Source organism: Paenibacillus sp. FSL P4-0338 (assembly GCF_038002365.1).
GTDB lineage: Bacteria > Bacillota > Bacilli > Paenibacillales > Paenibacillaceae > Paenibacillus_AQ.
On the sequence record NZ_JBBOCG010000001.1, the window covers coordinates 1,616,657 to 1,632,164 of the forward strand.

At 51.3% G+C, this 15,508-nt stretch carries 13 protein-coding genes; all 13 read left to right on the plus strand.

From position 1 onward, the window contains the following. Nucleotides 1-122 precede the first annotated feature (122 nt). The 13 genes from MKZ07_RS06990 to MKZ07_RS07050 all read left to right on the plus strand — a co-directional run bounded on the left by MKZ07_RS06990 (nt 123) and on the right by MKZ07_RS07050 (nt 15,483). The gene (locus MKZ07_RS06990) at nt 123-680 is read left to right on the plus strand and encodes a DJ-1 family glyoxalase III (RefSeq protein WP_076153846.1); all 558 of its coding nucleotides are present in this window, start codon (nt 123-125) and stop codon (nt 678-680) included. A 14-nt stretch (nt 681-694) separates the two neighbouring features. Further along, complete coding sequence (locus MKZ07_RS06995; RefSeq protein WP_341025317.1) at nt 695-1,246, plus strand: DJ-1 family glyoxalase III; 552 nt, start codon at nt 695-697, stop codon at nt 1,244-1,246. A gap of 26 nt (nt 1,247-1,272) precedes the next feature. Next, on the plus strand, nt 1,273-3,150 hold the full coding sequence (locus MKZ07_RS07000; protein ID WP_341025319.1) for a glucose PTS transporter subunit IIA: 1,878 nt from the start codon (nt 1,273-1,275) through the stop codon (nt 3,148-3,150). A 13-nt stretch (nt 3,151-3,163) separates the two neighbouring features. Beyond that, on the plus strand, nt 3,164-4,579 hold the full coding sequence (locus tag MKZ07_RS07005; protein WP_341025321.1) for a 6-phospho-beta-glucosidase: 1,416 nt from the start codon (nt 3,164-3,166) through the stop codon (nt 4,577-4,579). A gap of 198 nt (nt 4,580-4,777) precedes the next feature. Then, nucleotides 4,778-5,455: an MBL fold metallo-hydrolase gene (locus tag MKZ07_RS07010; RefSeq protein ID WP_341025323.1), complete on the plus strand. Its 678-nt coding sequence runs from the start codon at nt 4,778-4,780 to the stop codon at nt 5,453-5,455. A gap of 27 nt (nt 5,456-5,482) precedes the next feature. Further along, entirely contained in the window at nt 5,483-6,466 is a 984-nt protein-coding gene (locus MKZ07_RS07015) for an acyltransferase domain-containing protein (protein WP_341025325.1), read from the plus strand. Next, on the plus strand, nt 6,453-7,259 hold the full coding sequence (locus tag MKZ07_RS07020) for a 4'-phosphopantetheinyl transferase family protein (protein WP_341025327.1): 807 nt from the start codon (nt 6,453-6,455) through the stop codon (nt 7,257-7,259). The genes MKZ07_RS07015 and MKZ07_RS07020 overlap by 14 nt, the downstream gene beginning before the upstream one ends. Nucleotides 7,260-7,424: 165 nt before the next feature. After that, nucleotides 7,425-9,275: a cache domain-containing sensor histidine kinase gene (locus tag MKZ07_RS07025; protein WP_084648784.1), complete on the plus strand. Its 1,851-nt coding sequence runs from the start codon at nt 7,425-7,427 to the stop codon at nt 9,273-9,275. Then, complete coding sequence (locus tag MKZ07_RS07030) at nt 9,272-10,117, plus strand: response regulator transcription factor (RefSeq protein WP_036690794.1); 846 nt, start codon at nt 9,272-9,274, stop codon at nt 10,115-10,117. Before MKZ07_RS07025 ends, MKZ07_RS07030 begins: the two co-directional genes overlap by 4 nt. A gap of 630 nt (nt 10,118-10,747) precedes the next feature. Next, complete coding sequence (locus MKZ07_RS07035; RefSeq protein ID WP_036690797.1) at nt 10,748-12,043, plus strand: ABC transporter substrate-binding protein; 1,296 nt, start codon at nt 10,748-10,750, stop codon at nt 12,041-12,043. Between the two features lie 85 nt (nt 12,044-12,128). Continuing rightward, nucleotides 12,129-13,013, plus strand: coding sequence for a carbohydrate ABC transporter permease (locus MKZ07_RS07040; RefSeq protein ID WP_036690801.1), 885 nt, complete (start codon nt 12,129-12,131; stop codon nt 13,011-13,013). A gap of 12 nt (nt 13,014-13,025) precedes the next feature. Further along, a complete protein-coding gene (locus tag MKZ07_RS07045; protein WP_036690803.1) occupies nt 13,026-13,853 on the plus strand; it encodes a carbohydrate ABC transporter permease in 828 nt (275 codons plus the stop codon). 22 nt (nt 13,854-13,875) lie between these two features. Then, a complete protein-coding gene (locus MKZ07_RS07050) occupies nt 13,876-15,483 on the plus strand; it encodes a bifunctional metallophosphatase/5'-nucleotidase (RefSeq protein WP_341027909.1) in 1,608 nt (535 codons plus the stop codon). Nucleotides 15,484-15,508: the final 25 nt, after the last annotated feature.

Here is a 15,508-nt window from a genome sequence, read left to right on the forward strand (position 1 = left end):
TGCTTTGAGGTTGCGTAACTTCGTGCTAAATTATGAATGTAAAGGCGGCTACCTTAGCGTTTGTAAGCGTAAGCAGGCCACTGTAGTCCTGCAGACATTTGAAATAACAGGAGGGTATGAACGTGAGCAAAGTTGCAGTTATACTGGCAGAAGGATTTGAAGAGAGTGAAACACTGACCATTGTGGATATTTTGAGACGGGCGCAGATCGAGTGCCATATGTTCAGTACAGCAGGTGGACTCATTCGCGGCAGTCACGACATTGTAGTCAAAGCAGATGCAATTATTAGTGACGATGTTAAAAGCTACGACATGATCGTACTGCCCGGAGGCATGCCGGGAGCGGCTAATCTTCGTGATGACGACCGGGTCATCAGACTGCTTCAAGAGATGAATGAAGCGGGGAAATTTGTAGGAGCCATATGTGCAGCTCCTCTTGCACTAGGCAAAGCAGGGGTGCTTGAGAATAGGAATTTCACCGCTTATGCCGGTTATGAGGACAAGATTGAAACGAGCGGCACCTTTAAGGAAGAAGTTGTTGTCATTGACGGGAACCTGATCACAAGCCGGGGACCGGCAACCTCGTATGCATTCGCTTATGCACTGGTAGATGCACTAGGTGGAGATAGTATGGCTGTTAAAAACCGCATGGTATATTTCAATGCATTTGATGCTGAATAGGAGGAATACACATCATGAGTAAAATAGCAGTACTGATGGCTGAGGGTTATGAAGAAGGCGAAACATTAACCATTGTAGATATCTTGAGGAGAGCCGGACTGACCTGTGATACATTCTATTTCGGAGACAAGCTGGTCAAGGGCATGCACGGTATTTATGTGGAGGGTGACAAGCCTTTTGGCGAAGAAGTTAAAGCGTACGACATGGTTGTTCTACCGGGCGGCCGGCCAGGCGGACAGAATCTGAAAGAGAATCCGGATGTTATTGCAATGGTGCAAGACTTCAACCGGAACAACAAATACATTGCTGCAATGTGCTCGGGAACCGTTGTCTTATCCGACGCTAAAGTGATTGAAGGCAAAGAGGTAACTGGATATGTCGGCTATGCGGAAAAGCTGATTGGCGGTATTTTCAAAGACAAGGTTGTTGTAGCAGATCAGAATCTTGTTACGAGCCAGGGGCCGGCAACGCCTTATCCGTTCGCTTATAAGATTGCAGAAATCTTCGGTAAGGATACTTCAGCTCTACGTGAGAAGATGTTATACCATCTGGCCGGGGGCAAGTAAAGACAGCTAAGAAGGCGGGGGAATTTATGACAACAGAAGATTTGGCAAAAGAGATTATTGCCAACATAGGTCAGGATAATATTACGTATGCCACCCATTGTGCGACAAGATTGAGATTCAATGTGAAAGATGAATCTCAGGTCAATTTGAAAGCGCTTGATCGATTGGAAGGTGTGCTCAGAGCCCAGTTCAACAGCGGACAGCTGCAAATCATAATTGGTGCCAAAGTCAAAATCGTATTCGATGCAGTTAGTGAACGACTCAATCTGGAGAATTTAGATATTGAAGTCAAGAGTGTGAAGCAGAAAAAGAATGTGATATCACGGGTTGTAGAGACGATTGCAGGTATATTCGGGCCTGTAATTCCAGTATTGATCGGATGCGGGATGGTTAAGTCTGTACTGGCCATTCTGACTACCATGAAGCTCTTGGAGACAACAAGCGGCGCGTATGTAACATTTAACCTGATTAGTGATCTGATCTTCTACTTCTTCCCCTTCTTCCTTGCGGTTAGTGCAGCCAAGAAATTCAGAACAAACGAATATCTGGCGGTTGCTCTCGCAGGAGCGTATATGTACCCTACTATTATGGAGGGTGCGGCCAAAGCAGCGGAGACAGGAATTACCAGCTTGAGCTTTTTCGGGCTTCCATTGCTGCTGGTGAATTATAAATCTACCATTATTCCGGTCATCCTCTCAGTATGGGTAATGAGTTATGTATACCGATTCGTAGATAAACGTATCCCGGATATGTTCAAAATTCTATTCGTACCCATGCTTGTACTATTCATTATGGTTCCCCTGGGACTGATTGCCATCGGGCCGCTTGGAACCTACATCGGCAAGGGTGTAGCCGAAGTTGTTACCTATTTGTATACCGTGAATGGTGTCATAGGCTCCTTCTTGTTCGGAACCTTCAGACCGATTCTGATTATCTTCGGCATGCACTATGCGATTACACCTATCAACAGCCAGCTAATTGCGGAGTACGGCTATTCCGTAATTTCTCCGGCGAATCTGACAGGGAATCTGGCTCAAGCCGGGGCTTGTCTTGGGGTATTCCTTTTATTGAAACATAAAGCCAGCAAGTCAAGTGCATTATCCAGCGGTGTAACCGCATTGTTTGGAATCACGGAGCCGGCGATCTTCGGATTCAATCTGAAGTACAAAAGACCCTTTATCTGTGCGATGTTAGCCGGTGGTATTGGAGCCGCTTATATCAACTTCTGGGGCGGCGGTGCTACCGCCTTAATCTTGCCGGGCATCCTGGCATTGCCAACGTATATTGCGGACAGCTACATTCACATCATAATTGGTATTTCAATCAGTATTACTCTTGCTATGGGTGCTGTGCTGATCTGGGGCATAGAAGAGGATATACCGGCAACCGCTAATGCAGCTTCCGGGACTCCTGCCACACCGGTTAGTCCTGTGACCAGCGGAACTGCCCGTCCGGCAGGCCCCCTTATGATCTGCTCCCCTATTAATGGAACAATCAAAGATATCTCAGCAATTGACGATCCGATCTTTGCTCTGGGCAGCGGAGCGGCCGTTGAATCCGTGGATGGAAAGGTATATGCCCCGTTTAACGGAAAGGTTGTATCCTTATTTCCAACCCGTCATGCGATCGGTCTAATGTCCGATGAAGGTGTTGAGATGCTGGTACATGTCGGAATCAATACGGTCAAACTGAAAGGCAAGCACTTTACTGCACATGTGCAGCAGGATCAGATTATCCGGCAAGGTGATGTGCTGCTGGAATATGATGAGGAAGCGATCCGGGCAGCCGGATATGATACCGTCGTTCCCATTATTATCTCTAATACATTTGATTATCAAGGTGTAGAACAGGTTGCTGCCGGTCATGTTGCCCCGACTCAGCACCTGCTGCGCATTCAAGTCTGAAGGAGGGGACGTCATGAGCAAGTTAGCAGAAGACTTCCTGTGGGGAGGCGCTGTAGCAGCCAATCAGGTTGAAGGGGGCTGGAACCGGCGCGGCAAGGGTGTCAGTGTTGCAGATGTAATGACAGCAGCTGCCCATGGTGTGGAGCGGAGAATTACCGATGGAATTGAAGAGAATGTGCACTACCCCAGCCATGAGGCAAGTGATTTATATTCCCGCTATAAGGAAGATATCAAGCTGTTCCATGAGATGGGGTTCAAATGCTTCAGAACCAGTATCGCCTGGACCCGGATCTTCCCGAACGGGGATGAAGCAGAGCCGAATGAGGAAGGGCTGCAGTTCTATGATGACCTGTTCGATACTTGCCTAGCCTACGGAATTCAGCCGGTAGTCACTATCTCGCACTTCGAGATGCCATATCATCTGGTGACGGAATACGGAGGATGGCGCAATCGCAAATTGATTGATTTCTACTTGAGTTACTGCCAAGCCATCTATACCAGATACTGCACCAAGGTCAAGTATTGGATGACTTTCAATGAAATCAACATGATTGTGCGGAAGCCCTGGAAGCCAGGTGGTATCAAATGGGCTGAAGGGGAGAATAAGCTGCAGACAATGTACCAGGCAGCATATTATATGCTGGTAGCCAGTGCAAGGGCTGTCAAGCTGGGAAAAGAAATCAATCCCGGGTTCGTAATAGGCGGCATGTTCCTTCATCCAACGTCTTACGCTGCGACCTGTGATCCTGATGATGTGTTGGCTCATGTCAAAAAGCTTCAACAAGCCTACTTTCTGCTTGATGTTCATGTCAGAGGGAAGTACCCGCCGGCGTACTATGCCTTCCTGAAGCAGCATCATCTGGAAATCCAGACAGAGCCGGAGGATGCAAGGATTCTAACTGAAGGAACTGTAGACTATATCGGCTTCAGCTATTATTCCAGCTCCGTTGTGATGGCTAATCCCACATACCAGGACAAGAGCGAGGGAAATGAGATCAGCGGGTACAAGAATCCGCTGCTGCCGGCCAGTGATTGGGGTTGGCAGATTGATCCGGTCGGCCTAAGAATTACGCTGAACTTGCTGTATGACAAGTACCAAATACCACTTTTTATAGTAGAAAATGGGCTCGGGGCCGTTGACACACTTGAACAGGATGGCTCAGTGCATGATCCATACCGGATTGACTATCTCAGGCGTCATGTGGATGAGATGAAAAAAGCCATTCTGGAAGATGGAGTAGAAGTGATTGGCTACACTCCATGGGGATGCATTGATCTGGTCAGTGCCGGAACAGGTGAAATGAAGAAGAGATACGGCTTGATCTACGTTGATAAAGACAATGATGGCAAAGGCACCTTAAGAAGGGTCAGAAAAGATTCGTTCTACTGGTATAAGGACTGTATCGCCAGTCAAGGTGAGAATCTGTAGATAACAATAAAAAACATGAATTGCTATAAAATAAATTATATGCTTCCATAGCAAAAAGTCTGCAATGTTAGATTGCAGGCTTTTTGTTATGGAAGCAATAACATTCATTGACAGTTCGTGAAAAAGTAGATGATAATTTAATAGATCCATCCTGTAAATTATGGAAATTAGATCTATCAAATCTTCAAGGAGGCAGGCATGGAAGCAACCTATGATCTGTTTACGATCAAAACACAATGTATGAATTTCCTGAACTACACTTATCTCGGTATTGACAAGACCTCCCGCAAAGCTTTTGTGGTTGATCCGTCTTGGGATGTATCACAGATGATCCGTATTCTGGATTCGCATGAGGCCACAGTCACGGCTGTTCTGCTGACCCACTCTCATTTTGATCATACCAATATGGTGAAGAAGCTTGAACTGCTCTATCGTCCTACTGTCTACATCTCCAAAACCGAGGCCGATTACTATAAATACCGCTGCAACAGGCTCCGCACCGTCGAGGATATGGACCTCATTCGTATCGGTGATTCACGAATCACCTGTCTTGTGACGCCCGGACATACGCAGGGAAGTGTCTGTTACTGGGGGCAGGACCATCTGTTCTCCGGGGATACGGTATTTATTGAAGGCTGCGGCTTATGTGACAGTAGCGGAGGCTCGGCAGAGGATATGTTCAACAGCATCCACCGGCTCATCCGGCTGATTCCTCCCAGCACCCGGGTATACCCGGGACATTCCTTCGGCGATCCGCCAGGCAAAGAGATGAGCTATCTCTACAAAAATAATCTGTATTTCCAGATTGATGATATCAATCATTTTGTGAAATTCAGGAACCGTAAGAATAATGCCAGACTGCTTGATTTCAAATAAGCCGCTCTACAATCAGGGGGTACGGAAATGCACAGCGAAATCGTGTTTATGTTCTCGGGGCAAGGCTCGCAATATAATAAGATGGGGCTTGAATTGTTCGGGAAGCAGCCGGTATTCCGGCAATCGATGGAACGCCTGGACCGGATTGTTCATCAGCTGACCGGCAAGAGCGTGATCGAAGAACTGTATCAGAACTCACGAGGTAAGGGCGCCAGCTTCGAAAATATTGTCTATTCCCACCCTGCAATCTTCATGGTGCAATACGCATTGGCGGAGACTCTGGAAGCTGAGGGAATAACCCCGCGCTGCACGCTGGGAGTCAGTCTCGGGGAGTATGTGGCATTGGCGGTGGCCAAGGTACTGACGCCTGAACAGGTGCTGGAGCTGATTGTTACGCAAGTACGGCTACTCGAGGATACCTGCGACAACGGCGCGATGATTGCTGTTCTAGATCATGTGCAGCTCTATCACTGGAACGCGAAGCTTCACACCCGCTCCGAGCTGATCGCAGTTAACTTCGACAGTCACTTCACCATCGCTTGCAGAAGCGGGCATACCGCCGAAATCCAGCAGTTCCTCAGAGAACAGGGCGTAGCCAGCCTGAAGCTGCCTGTGAACTACGCCTTTCATTCCGCATTCATCGATGAACTGGAAAAGCCTTACCGTACATATATGCAAAAGTTCGATTACAAGAAGCCTGCTCGGGGAGTGACACTGGTATCGGCCATGACCGGGGGGAAGGTGCATACGGTGGATGAATCCTTCCTGTGGGATGTGGTGAGGAAGCCAATGAATTTCCGCACGGCACTGGAAGGTCTGACTGCCGGCGGGCCGCGGCTGCTGCTCGATCTGAGCCCGTCGGGTACACTGGAGAACTTCAGCAAGTATATTCTCGGCAAGCCGCTGGCCCATAAGGTCCGCTCAGTGATTACGCCGATGGCCAGCGAGCTGAAGAAGCTGAATGAGATTGTGAATGATACCTTAAGGGGGACTAAAGATGCAATTTACTAGCTTGCCAAAGTCATACCATGTGTTCCTCTCCGAGACCGTGAGACGAATTCAACTGGAGCTGGAAGGAGAGGAGGGATGTTACCCGCTGAAGCTGAGTCTGGTTTCGTTGCCGCCGGAGGGGGGGGCACTCGATTATCTCAGCGCGGAGGAGAAGAAGAAGTATTACGGCTTCCATTATCCCAGAAGACGCAATAGCTATTTGCTGGGTAAGCTGGCAGCCAAAATGGCTGTGGCTGGTGAGCAGGAGGATCTGGCCGGGATTCAGATCGAACACGGCATTCTGTGCCAACCGCTTGTAGCGGGAAGCACCCGCCGGGTGAGCATTACCCATTGCGATACGCTGGGAGCAGCGGTGGATTATGATCCGCGTCTACTGGCAGGCGTTGATATGGAGCTTGTGGACGAGAAGGCCGTGGAGGCCATCAGAAGAATCACCAGCAGTCAGGAGGAAGAACTGAACAACGAGCCGGGTACCCTGCTTGCAACGCCGCTCTTTCTGACCTTACTCTGGACAGCTAAGGAAGCGATGTCCAAGGTGATTCAGACCGGGTTCACCGTTCCTACCGAGCTGTTCGAAATCAAACAGTGCAGCCGGAGCGGGCAGGGGATCATTAGCCAGTTCAAGAATTTCCCGCAATTCAAGGCGGTATCTGTCCTCCGCAATGAATATGTATATACCCTTGTGCTTCCGGCCAAAGCCATGACCGATGCTACGGAATCCCGGCTGCTGCAAGCTTTGCAGGGGCTGTTGCCTGAACACCCCGCTGAATCAACACTGGCTGCGGAGGGATGAGTGAATTGTGCTGCCCGGAAACACCCTGAGCTATTCGATTATCTATCTGATTACCCGCAACTCCCCGCAAGCAGCGGTTTCTCTAAGTTATGGAGAGCTGCTGCTTTTCTGTTGTTGTAATTTGTGTATAATACATGTACAACCATACATGTAACGGAGGGAACGATGAAGCGGTTCATGCCATATCCATCCCTCTTGAAGAGGCTAAGGGCGGATCTGCCCTTTCTGTTCAGCGGCAGTATGCCGCTGCGGCGGAAGATTCTGCTAAGCAACCTCCTGATTGTCCTGCTGGCACTGGTGATCTTCATGGTCAGCATTCAGCGGATTGTCTTCAATCAGACCCTGGAGAGAACCACGGCAAGCTCACAGCAGGAAGTGAGGCTGGTCAAACAGTCGATGGAGACGGTGTTCCAGTCGGTCCAGAATTTCACGAAGTTCGTGCTGATCAATCAGGACACCCAGAAGCTGCTCAGCAGAGATACCGGTGACGGCAATGATGTGGCTGCACTGAAGTCGATCTACAATACACTGGCTGCGATGCTGGTGACCGAACCGAATATTGATTCTGTTATTATTGAATCCTTGAACGGCAACCTTTATTACACCTCCAATCTGACCGGAGTGACCCGGGAGAGTCTTGGAATCTATCCCCGGGCGGAGATTGATGCAGCCAGAGGCGGGGCGGTCTGGGCGGATTCGCTTACGCCTGCCTTTCTGTCCGGGATGAAGCACAAGAATATGATCAGTGTGGGCAGGGTCATTAAGAGCATGGAGAAGGGTACCCCGCTGGGCTATATCTATGTCAACATTGACGAGCGGACACTTGCCCGCCTCTATCATAATGAACAGAACCCGGAGAGCGCTACGCTGGTCATTAACCGGAACGGAAGAATCATCTCTGCGAATGAAGCCTCAAGGGTGAACCAGCCGGTCGCGGAGGCATCCCTTACGGATTGGGTCAAGTCAGTCTCACAAGGGACCCGGACCCAGGAGGTCGCCGGAGACCGTTATTTAGTATCCATGCAGAGTCTCGCTCCCTATGACTGGAAGATCGTCCAGCTGGTGACGATATCAGAGCTAACCTACGGGTACTGGAAAATAGCCCTGCTGCTGGCCGGGTTCGGCCTGATCAGCATCCTGTCAGCAGTGCTTCTGTCTATTCTGTTCGCCCGCCGGCTGACCCGGCCGCTCAGCCAGCTTAGCGAGGTGATAGTCGAGGTGGGCAGCGGGAATCTGGAGCGGCGCGCGGCCGCCGATTCCGAGGACGAGGTCGGTCGGCTGGGAGCTACCTTCAATGAAATGGTGGAGCGCATCCAGCGCCTGATGGTCCAGGTGGAGACGGAAGAGCAGACCAAAAGGATGCTGGAGCTGCGGCTGCTCTATTCGCAGATCAAGCCTCATTTCCTGTACAATACACTGGACACGATCCGTGCGATGGCTGTGATGTCGGGGGCGAAGGACATCAGTAAGATGCTGAAGGTGCTGGGTGAGTTCTACCGGATATCGCTTAGCAACGGACAGGAGCTGATAACGGTGGCCCAGGAGCAGAAGCATCTGGAGAGCTACCTCTATATTCAGCAGATCCGATTCCCTAAGCTGAACTACCGGATATCGTTCGGGCCGGGACTGGAAGCCTGCCTGGTGCCGACCATGCTGCTTCAGCCGCTGGTTGAGAATGCGATACACCATGGCATTAGAGGAATGGCGGACGGCGGCTGGTGTGAAATTACCTGCGCAGCGGAAAGCACGGACGGACAGAATCTGCTGTGCTTCACCGTCCGTGACAACGGCAAAGGCATGAGCGAAGAGCAGCAGCGGCTGATCTGGTCGGAGCATGACAGCGCGGAGAGATACAGCTTCGGACTCCGGAATATTCAGGACCGTATCCGCCTGCGGTTCGGAGCGGCTTATGGAATCCTGCTAACCTCTGAGCCGGGCCGGGGCGTAGAAGTGAAGCTGCGCTTGCCGCTGCTTAAGCAGACGAACGAACAGGAAGAGGGGACGCTCAGACTATGAACACAGCACCGGTAGCCCGCGTCCTGATTGTGGATGACGAGTATTATTTCAGGCAGCTGCTGATCCGTCTGGTGGATTGGGAAGCCGCCGGGTTCGAGGTGGCCGCAGAAGCCGATGACGGCTCGGCCGCCTTGCAGATCATCGGGGAGCAGCATATCGATCTCATCATTACGGATATTGAGATGCCAAATATGAACGGGCTTGAATTCATCGGGGAAGTCCGTAAGCTGAATTCGGCGGCTAAGCTGATTTTCATCACCAGCTACGATAATTTCTCTTATGCACAGCAGGCCATCTCGCTTGGAGCGGACCATTATCTGCTGAAGCCCGTCGATGAGGATGCTGTCGAACAAGCTCTCCGCACGATCCGGACGCAGCTGACAGAGAAGTGGGAGGCAGAGCGCTATATCAACCGGCTCAGAATCAAAGCCGGGGATGTGCAGGCGCCGCAGGCAGGCGATACCCGTGCGCAGAAGCGGCAGAGCAGCAGCACCGCCTTAATCGGCAAGACCATCGCCTATGTGACGGCACATTATGCCGAGGATACGTTGTCACTCCAGAGTACGGCCAGCGCCCTGTTTGTGAACCCTAGCTATTTAAGCCATGCGTTCAAGAAGGAGACCGGCGAGTCGTTTGTGGAATATGTGACGAACGTCCGTCTTGGCGAAGCCATGAAGCTGCTTAGCCAGGGGACCTCCGAGGAGGAAGCCCCGGCACCCAAGATTGCGACGATAGCCCGGCAGGTGGGCTATAAGGACCCGTTCTATTTCAGCAAATGCTTCAAAAAACGTTACGGAATGACCCCTAATACCGTATACAACGGCTCCTATTTAGATACATAAAGAGCAACTGTAGGCAGGGCCCGGTGTTTTGCAGCCGGGCTTTTCTATGTTAAGAAATTATGATTTACCCGTCTGCGAATAGGTTTGTACGCGAATGTAATCAAAAAACCGAACACAAGGGGTGCTGCTACGCCGGGAGGTGGTCCTCATTCTTCACAGCCAGTAACATTTATAGAGGAATGCTGCAAGAAGTGCAACAATACTGCTCAATAGAAGCGACGTATACCGAAATCCTGCATGAAATGCAACAAATCCAACGTTAAGTCGCTCTAACCACCGAAATTTGTGCAAAAAATGCAACATTGTACTTCAACCCCGTAACATTTATAGAGAAATCCTGCAAGAAGTGCAACAATACTGCTCCTTACAAGCGGCTGGTCAGAGAAGGCACCCGCATCCTTCACCCGCTGGGTAATTTTGTTCCTGATTGCTTTTCTGTCGGTTAAAGTTAACCCTGTGTAAAGCTGCCGTAAACATGGGAACGCCCCGTAAATTGAGTGTAAAGTAATCTGACATACCTAAAAATTTTACTGTTAGAACCAATATATCTCCATTCGTACACGGCGGTTCACTTGTTAAGATGATACCTGTAAGTCAAATCCCGAAATATTGAAAGGTGGTCCAACACAAATGTTCGGAAAAAAGCTTGGGGTAGTTGCAGCATCCATCGCACTTAGCAGTATAGTGCTTAGTGCTTGCGGAGGAGCCAATGGTAACGAAGGGGCAACTCAGAAACAGGATGCAAAAGCGGCGGAAGGCAAGGAATCTGTCTCCTTATGGATGTTCGATGCAGATCCGATGTATCAGGCTGCTGCCGAGGCTACCGCAGCGGAAGTCGGCGTGGATTTGAATTATGAGTACATACAGGATGAGACCTACAAGACCAAAATCAGTGTTGCGCTGGCTGCCAATGAGCTTCCGGATGTCTTCCAGCAGCATGCCGGGAAGTCCTACCGGACACCAGTGCTGCAATCGAAAACGGTAGCCCCACTGAACGACACCCTGGATTCCACGGGACTTGGCGCGAAATTTCTGGACAACCAGCTGGTGAAGGAGGAAGACGGCAATATCTATTCCGTTCCTTCCAACATCAGTACAACCTTGGTCTTCTACTATAACAAAAAGCTGATGAGCGATCTGGGCGCTACGCCTCCGGCAACCTGGGACGATCTTCAGGCGCTTGTAACCAAGGCCGATGATAAAGGGATCATCCCTATCGCCCTCGGCGGCAAAGAAAGATGGCAGGGCGATCTGCTGTACAATCTGCTCGTAGCGCGTCAGGACGTTAACGCCTTCGATAATGCGATTAAAGGCGAAGCGAAGTTTACGGATGCTCCATTTGTAGATGCAGCGAAGCAGATAGCCACTCTGGTTAGCAGTAATGCCTTCCAGAAGGGCTTCCTCGGCTCGGCTTACCTGGATGCCCAGGAGCTGTTCAAGAACGATAAGGCTCTGATCTGGATTGATGGCAGCTTCAACTTCGGCGCGCTGTCGAAGGCCATGGGCGATAATCTCGGATATATCGCATTCCCGAAGACTGGTGCAGAAGATGTCTACAGTGCGACGATCGGCTTCCAGAACTCGGCGGCGCCTTACTCCTTGTTCGTGAACAACAGTTCCAAGCACCTTGACAAAGCCAAGGAATTCGCCATCAAGCTGTCCCTTAAGCTCAATGATGAGTTCGTACGCAAAGGCCTGCCGGGCTATGCATCAAGCGAAGTGAAGTCGGAGTCGCAGAATGAGCAGCTCTCCGCTTATGCTTCTGATATCAGCAAAACAGCTAAAACCCAGGCGATGTGGTTCGGCCTGCTGTCGGCAGATACAGGTCAGGAATACCGTGATATGACGCAGCAGCTCTATGGCGGCAATCTGACGCCTGAGGAATACACGGCCCAGCTGGAAACATTGCTTCGTTCGGCAGAGTAAGACACGCTTTACAAATATAATAGGGGAAAGGCGATGCAGTCTCTTGGACCGCATCGCTTTTCTGCACTCTGATAGGTGGATAGTGATGGAAAGAGCGCTCTCGGATAAGAAATTAATCGCTTTGTTTCTAGTGCCCGGCTTAACCGTATTTCTGGTCTTCTATTTCGTGCCGATCCTCATGACGGCGTATTACAGCTTCCAGGAGTGGGACGGGATTAACCCTATGGCCTTCGTGGGCCTGGACAATTACACCAAGATGTTCACCGCGGATAAAAGCTTCTGGAAGGCGGTATGGAACAGTGTGGCCTTCCTGCTGACAGGCGTGTTCGTCCAGCTTCCGCTCTCGTTCGGCCTGGCCCTGCTGGTCTCCCGCAAAATGAAGGGACGCAAATGGTTCCGCAATATTTACTTTTTCCCGGTGGTCATGTCAACGACGATGGTCAGTCTGCTGTGGGTCAAAATCTACGATCCGAACATCGGGATGCTGAACACACTGCTGGAAGCTGCTCACCTCGGCAGCTGGGCGCAGGCCTGGCTTGGAGATACCAAGACAGCTCTCTTATCAGTCCTGATCGTAACAACCTGGCATTATGTAGGCTATAATATGCTGATCCTGTTCGCCGGTATCCAGGGTATCTCAGAGCAGTACTATGAGGCCGCGAAGCTGGACGGCGCTGTCGGCTGGAAGGCAGTCCGTTATATCACGCTTCCGTTATTGTCTGATGTGCTGCGGATCTGTGTCGTGCTGAACGTCATTTACGCGCTCAAGACCTTTGAAAGTGTGTATGTGATGACTAACGGCGGACCGCTGCATTCTACAACAATGATTGCCCTGAAAATGTTCCAGGAAGCGTTCCTGAAGCAGAACTTCGGTTACGGCAGTGCGCTTGCCGTGTTCATGGTGCTGGAGTGTCTGATCATCGCCTGGGTGCTCAATAAAGTGCTGACCCGTGAAAAAATTGAATATTAAGGAGGACCGGACATGCTGAAGACTACGAAAAATACAGGCATCTATCTGTTGATGATCCTCATTGCCGTCCTCCAGTTGTTCCCGCTATACTGGCTTGTGGTAAGTGCGTTTAAGGATAATTCGGAGATTATCGGCGGAGTGGTCTGGGCGCTCCCCACAGAATGGCGGTTTAGCAATTTCTCAGAGGCCTGGGTAAGCGCCAAGGTGAATCAATACTTCTTCAACAGTGTGTCAGTTACGCTGATTACCCTCTTGTGCGTGCTGCTGTTCGCTTCGATGATGGCTTACGCGCTGACACGGATGAGATTCAAATATAACGGACTCATTCTGTTCATTCTGCTCATGGGGGTCATGGTGCCGATTCATGCTACGCTGATTCCGCTGTTCATGATCCTGAAGAATCTCGGCCTTCTCAGCTCCCGGCTGTCGATTATCCTGCCTTACATTGCTGTAAATCTGCCGATTGGCGTCTATATGCTGTCAGCATTCCTGCGGAGCATGCCGAAGGAGCTGGAGGAGGCAGCGTTCATTGACGGCTGCGGGGTAGTGAAGTCCTTCTTCAAGGTCGTGCTGCCGCTGCTGAAGCCGCCGCTGGCCTCGGTTGCCATCTTCGTGTTCCTCGCCGTGTGGAATGAGCTGCTGATGGCGGCAACCTTCATCCAGAAGGAATCGCTGCGGACGCTGCCGCTCGGGCTGATGAACTTCAGCGGCCAGTACAGCATTAGCTGGGGACCGCTGGCCGCAGCAATGGTAATCTCTACGCTGCCGATTCTGCTTGCTTATGTGCTGTTCAGCGACCAGATGGAGAAGAGCTTCACCGCAGGCGCAATTCTGAAATAAGAGACGAAGAAGGGTGAATGAGATGATGGAACCGGCAGCAAGCCGTAACCTGCGCAAGATTGTGATTATCGCTACCTCGGATGTTCACGGCAATCTGTGGGGCTACCGTTATGAAGACGGACTCGATACCGTAAATGACGGACTCGCCAGAGTAGCCGCTTATGTCCGCGAACTTAGAGAGAGCGGAACGGAGATTCTGCTGATCGATAACGGTGACGTCTTCCAGGGAAATATGCTGACTGACGATGTCTACAATAAGCGGCCGGAGGACAGGCATCCGGTTGCGTCAGCACTTAATGCCATGGGCTATGCTGCGCTGACCCTGGGCAACCATGAATTTAACTTCGGCCTTGGCCTGATAGAGCGAATCCGGCAGGAGCTGAGCTTCCCGGTGCTTGCTGCCAATGTCTGGGACACGGAAGGCAGACCCTTTGCAGACCCATATGTGATCTTAGAACAGCACGGCATCAGGATTGCGGTTATCGGTCTGACGAACCCCAACGTTCCGCGCTGGGACGGAGGCAAGGTTGAGGGCCTAAGATTCGGTCATATGGCCGAGACCGCGCAGGCGATAGCGGCTTCTCTCCGTGCGGAAGGGAAGGCGGACCTGATTGTGATCAGCGCCCATGCGGGTATGGTCGCAGAATTCGATGAAGAGGGCGGCTCGGATGCCGCCGGACGGATTGCGGAGCTTGTTCCTGAAGCAGATGTGCTGCTGGTCGGCCATATGCATATTACCGTGAACCAGTGTATAGGAAATACCGTCATTGGAGGGCCCCGGGAACGGGGGCGGGAAGTGGTACGCTTCGACCTGACGGTTGAGGTTGATGGCGGACAGCCCAAGGTCGTTAGCCGGGAGGTCACGGTGGTAGATATGAGCGGCTGGGAGCCGGACCCGGAACTGCGCAGTATGGTTGCCGGGGCGCATGAAGAGACCCTCCGGTTCATCGCCGATGGCGGTGGTGGCTCTTCCATAGAAGGGGAGGGCGGCATTTTGGGCTATGCAGCCGCCGATTTCCAGCCCGAAGAGACTGCCGGCCTTCCGGCAGGACGAGTGCAGGATACGGCGGTCATTACCTTGATCCAGCGCGCTATGCTGGAGGCCAGCGGAGCGGATGTTGCCGCTACAAGCCTGTTCAACGACAACGCAGACCTGAAGCAGGGACCGCTGACGTATGCAGACGTCTACCGCATTTACCCTTTTGACAATGTGCTGTATGTCGTTACCGTCACCGGCAAGGAGCTGAAAGCTTATATGGAAGCTTCGGCAGCCCATTTCCGGCAGTGGCAACCTGGGGACACGAATATTACTGCCGATCCTGAGGTGCCGAGCTACCTATACGATATGTTCGCCGGGATTAATTATCAGATCGACATCTCGCAGCCGGTAGGCCAGCGGATCATCCATCTGGCCTACCGGGACAGACCGCTTGCCGATACGGACGAGCTACAGCTTGCCGTCAACAATTACCGCTATAGCAGCCTGTTGAAGGCTTCGGGACTAGTCAGCGCTGTCAAGCACTGGGAGTCGGACTGCAGCGTCCGCGAGTTGCTGGTTCATTACATCCGGGAGCGCCAGACGATCGTACCGGAGGTCGATCATAACTGGTCAATTACCGGGATGGATTGAATCAACGAAGCCGTGTTCATACTCC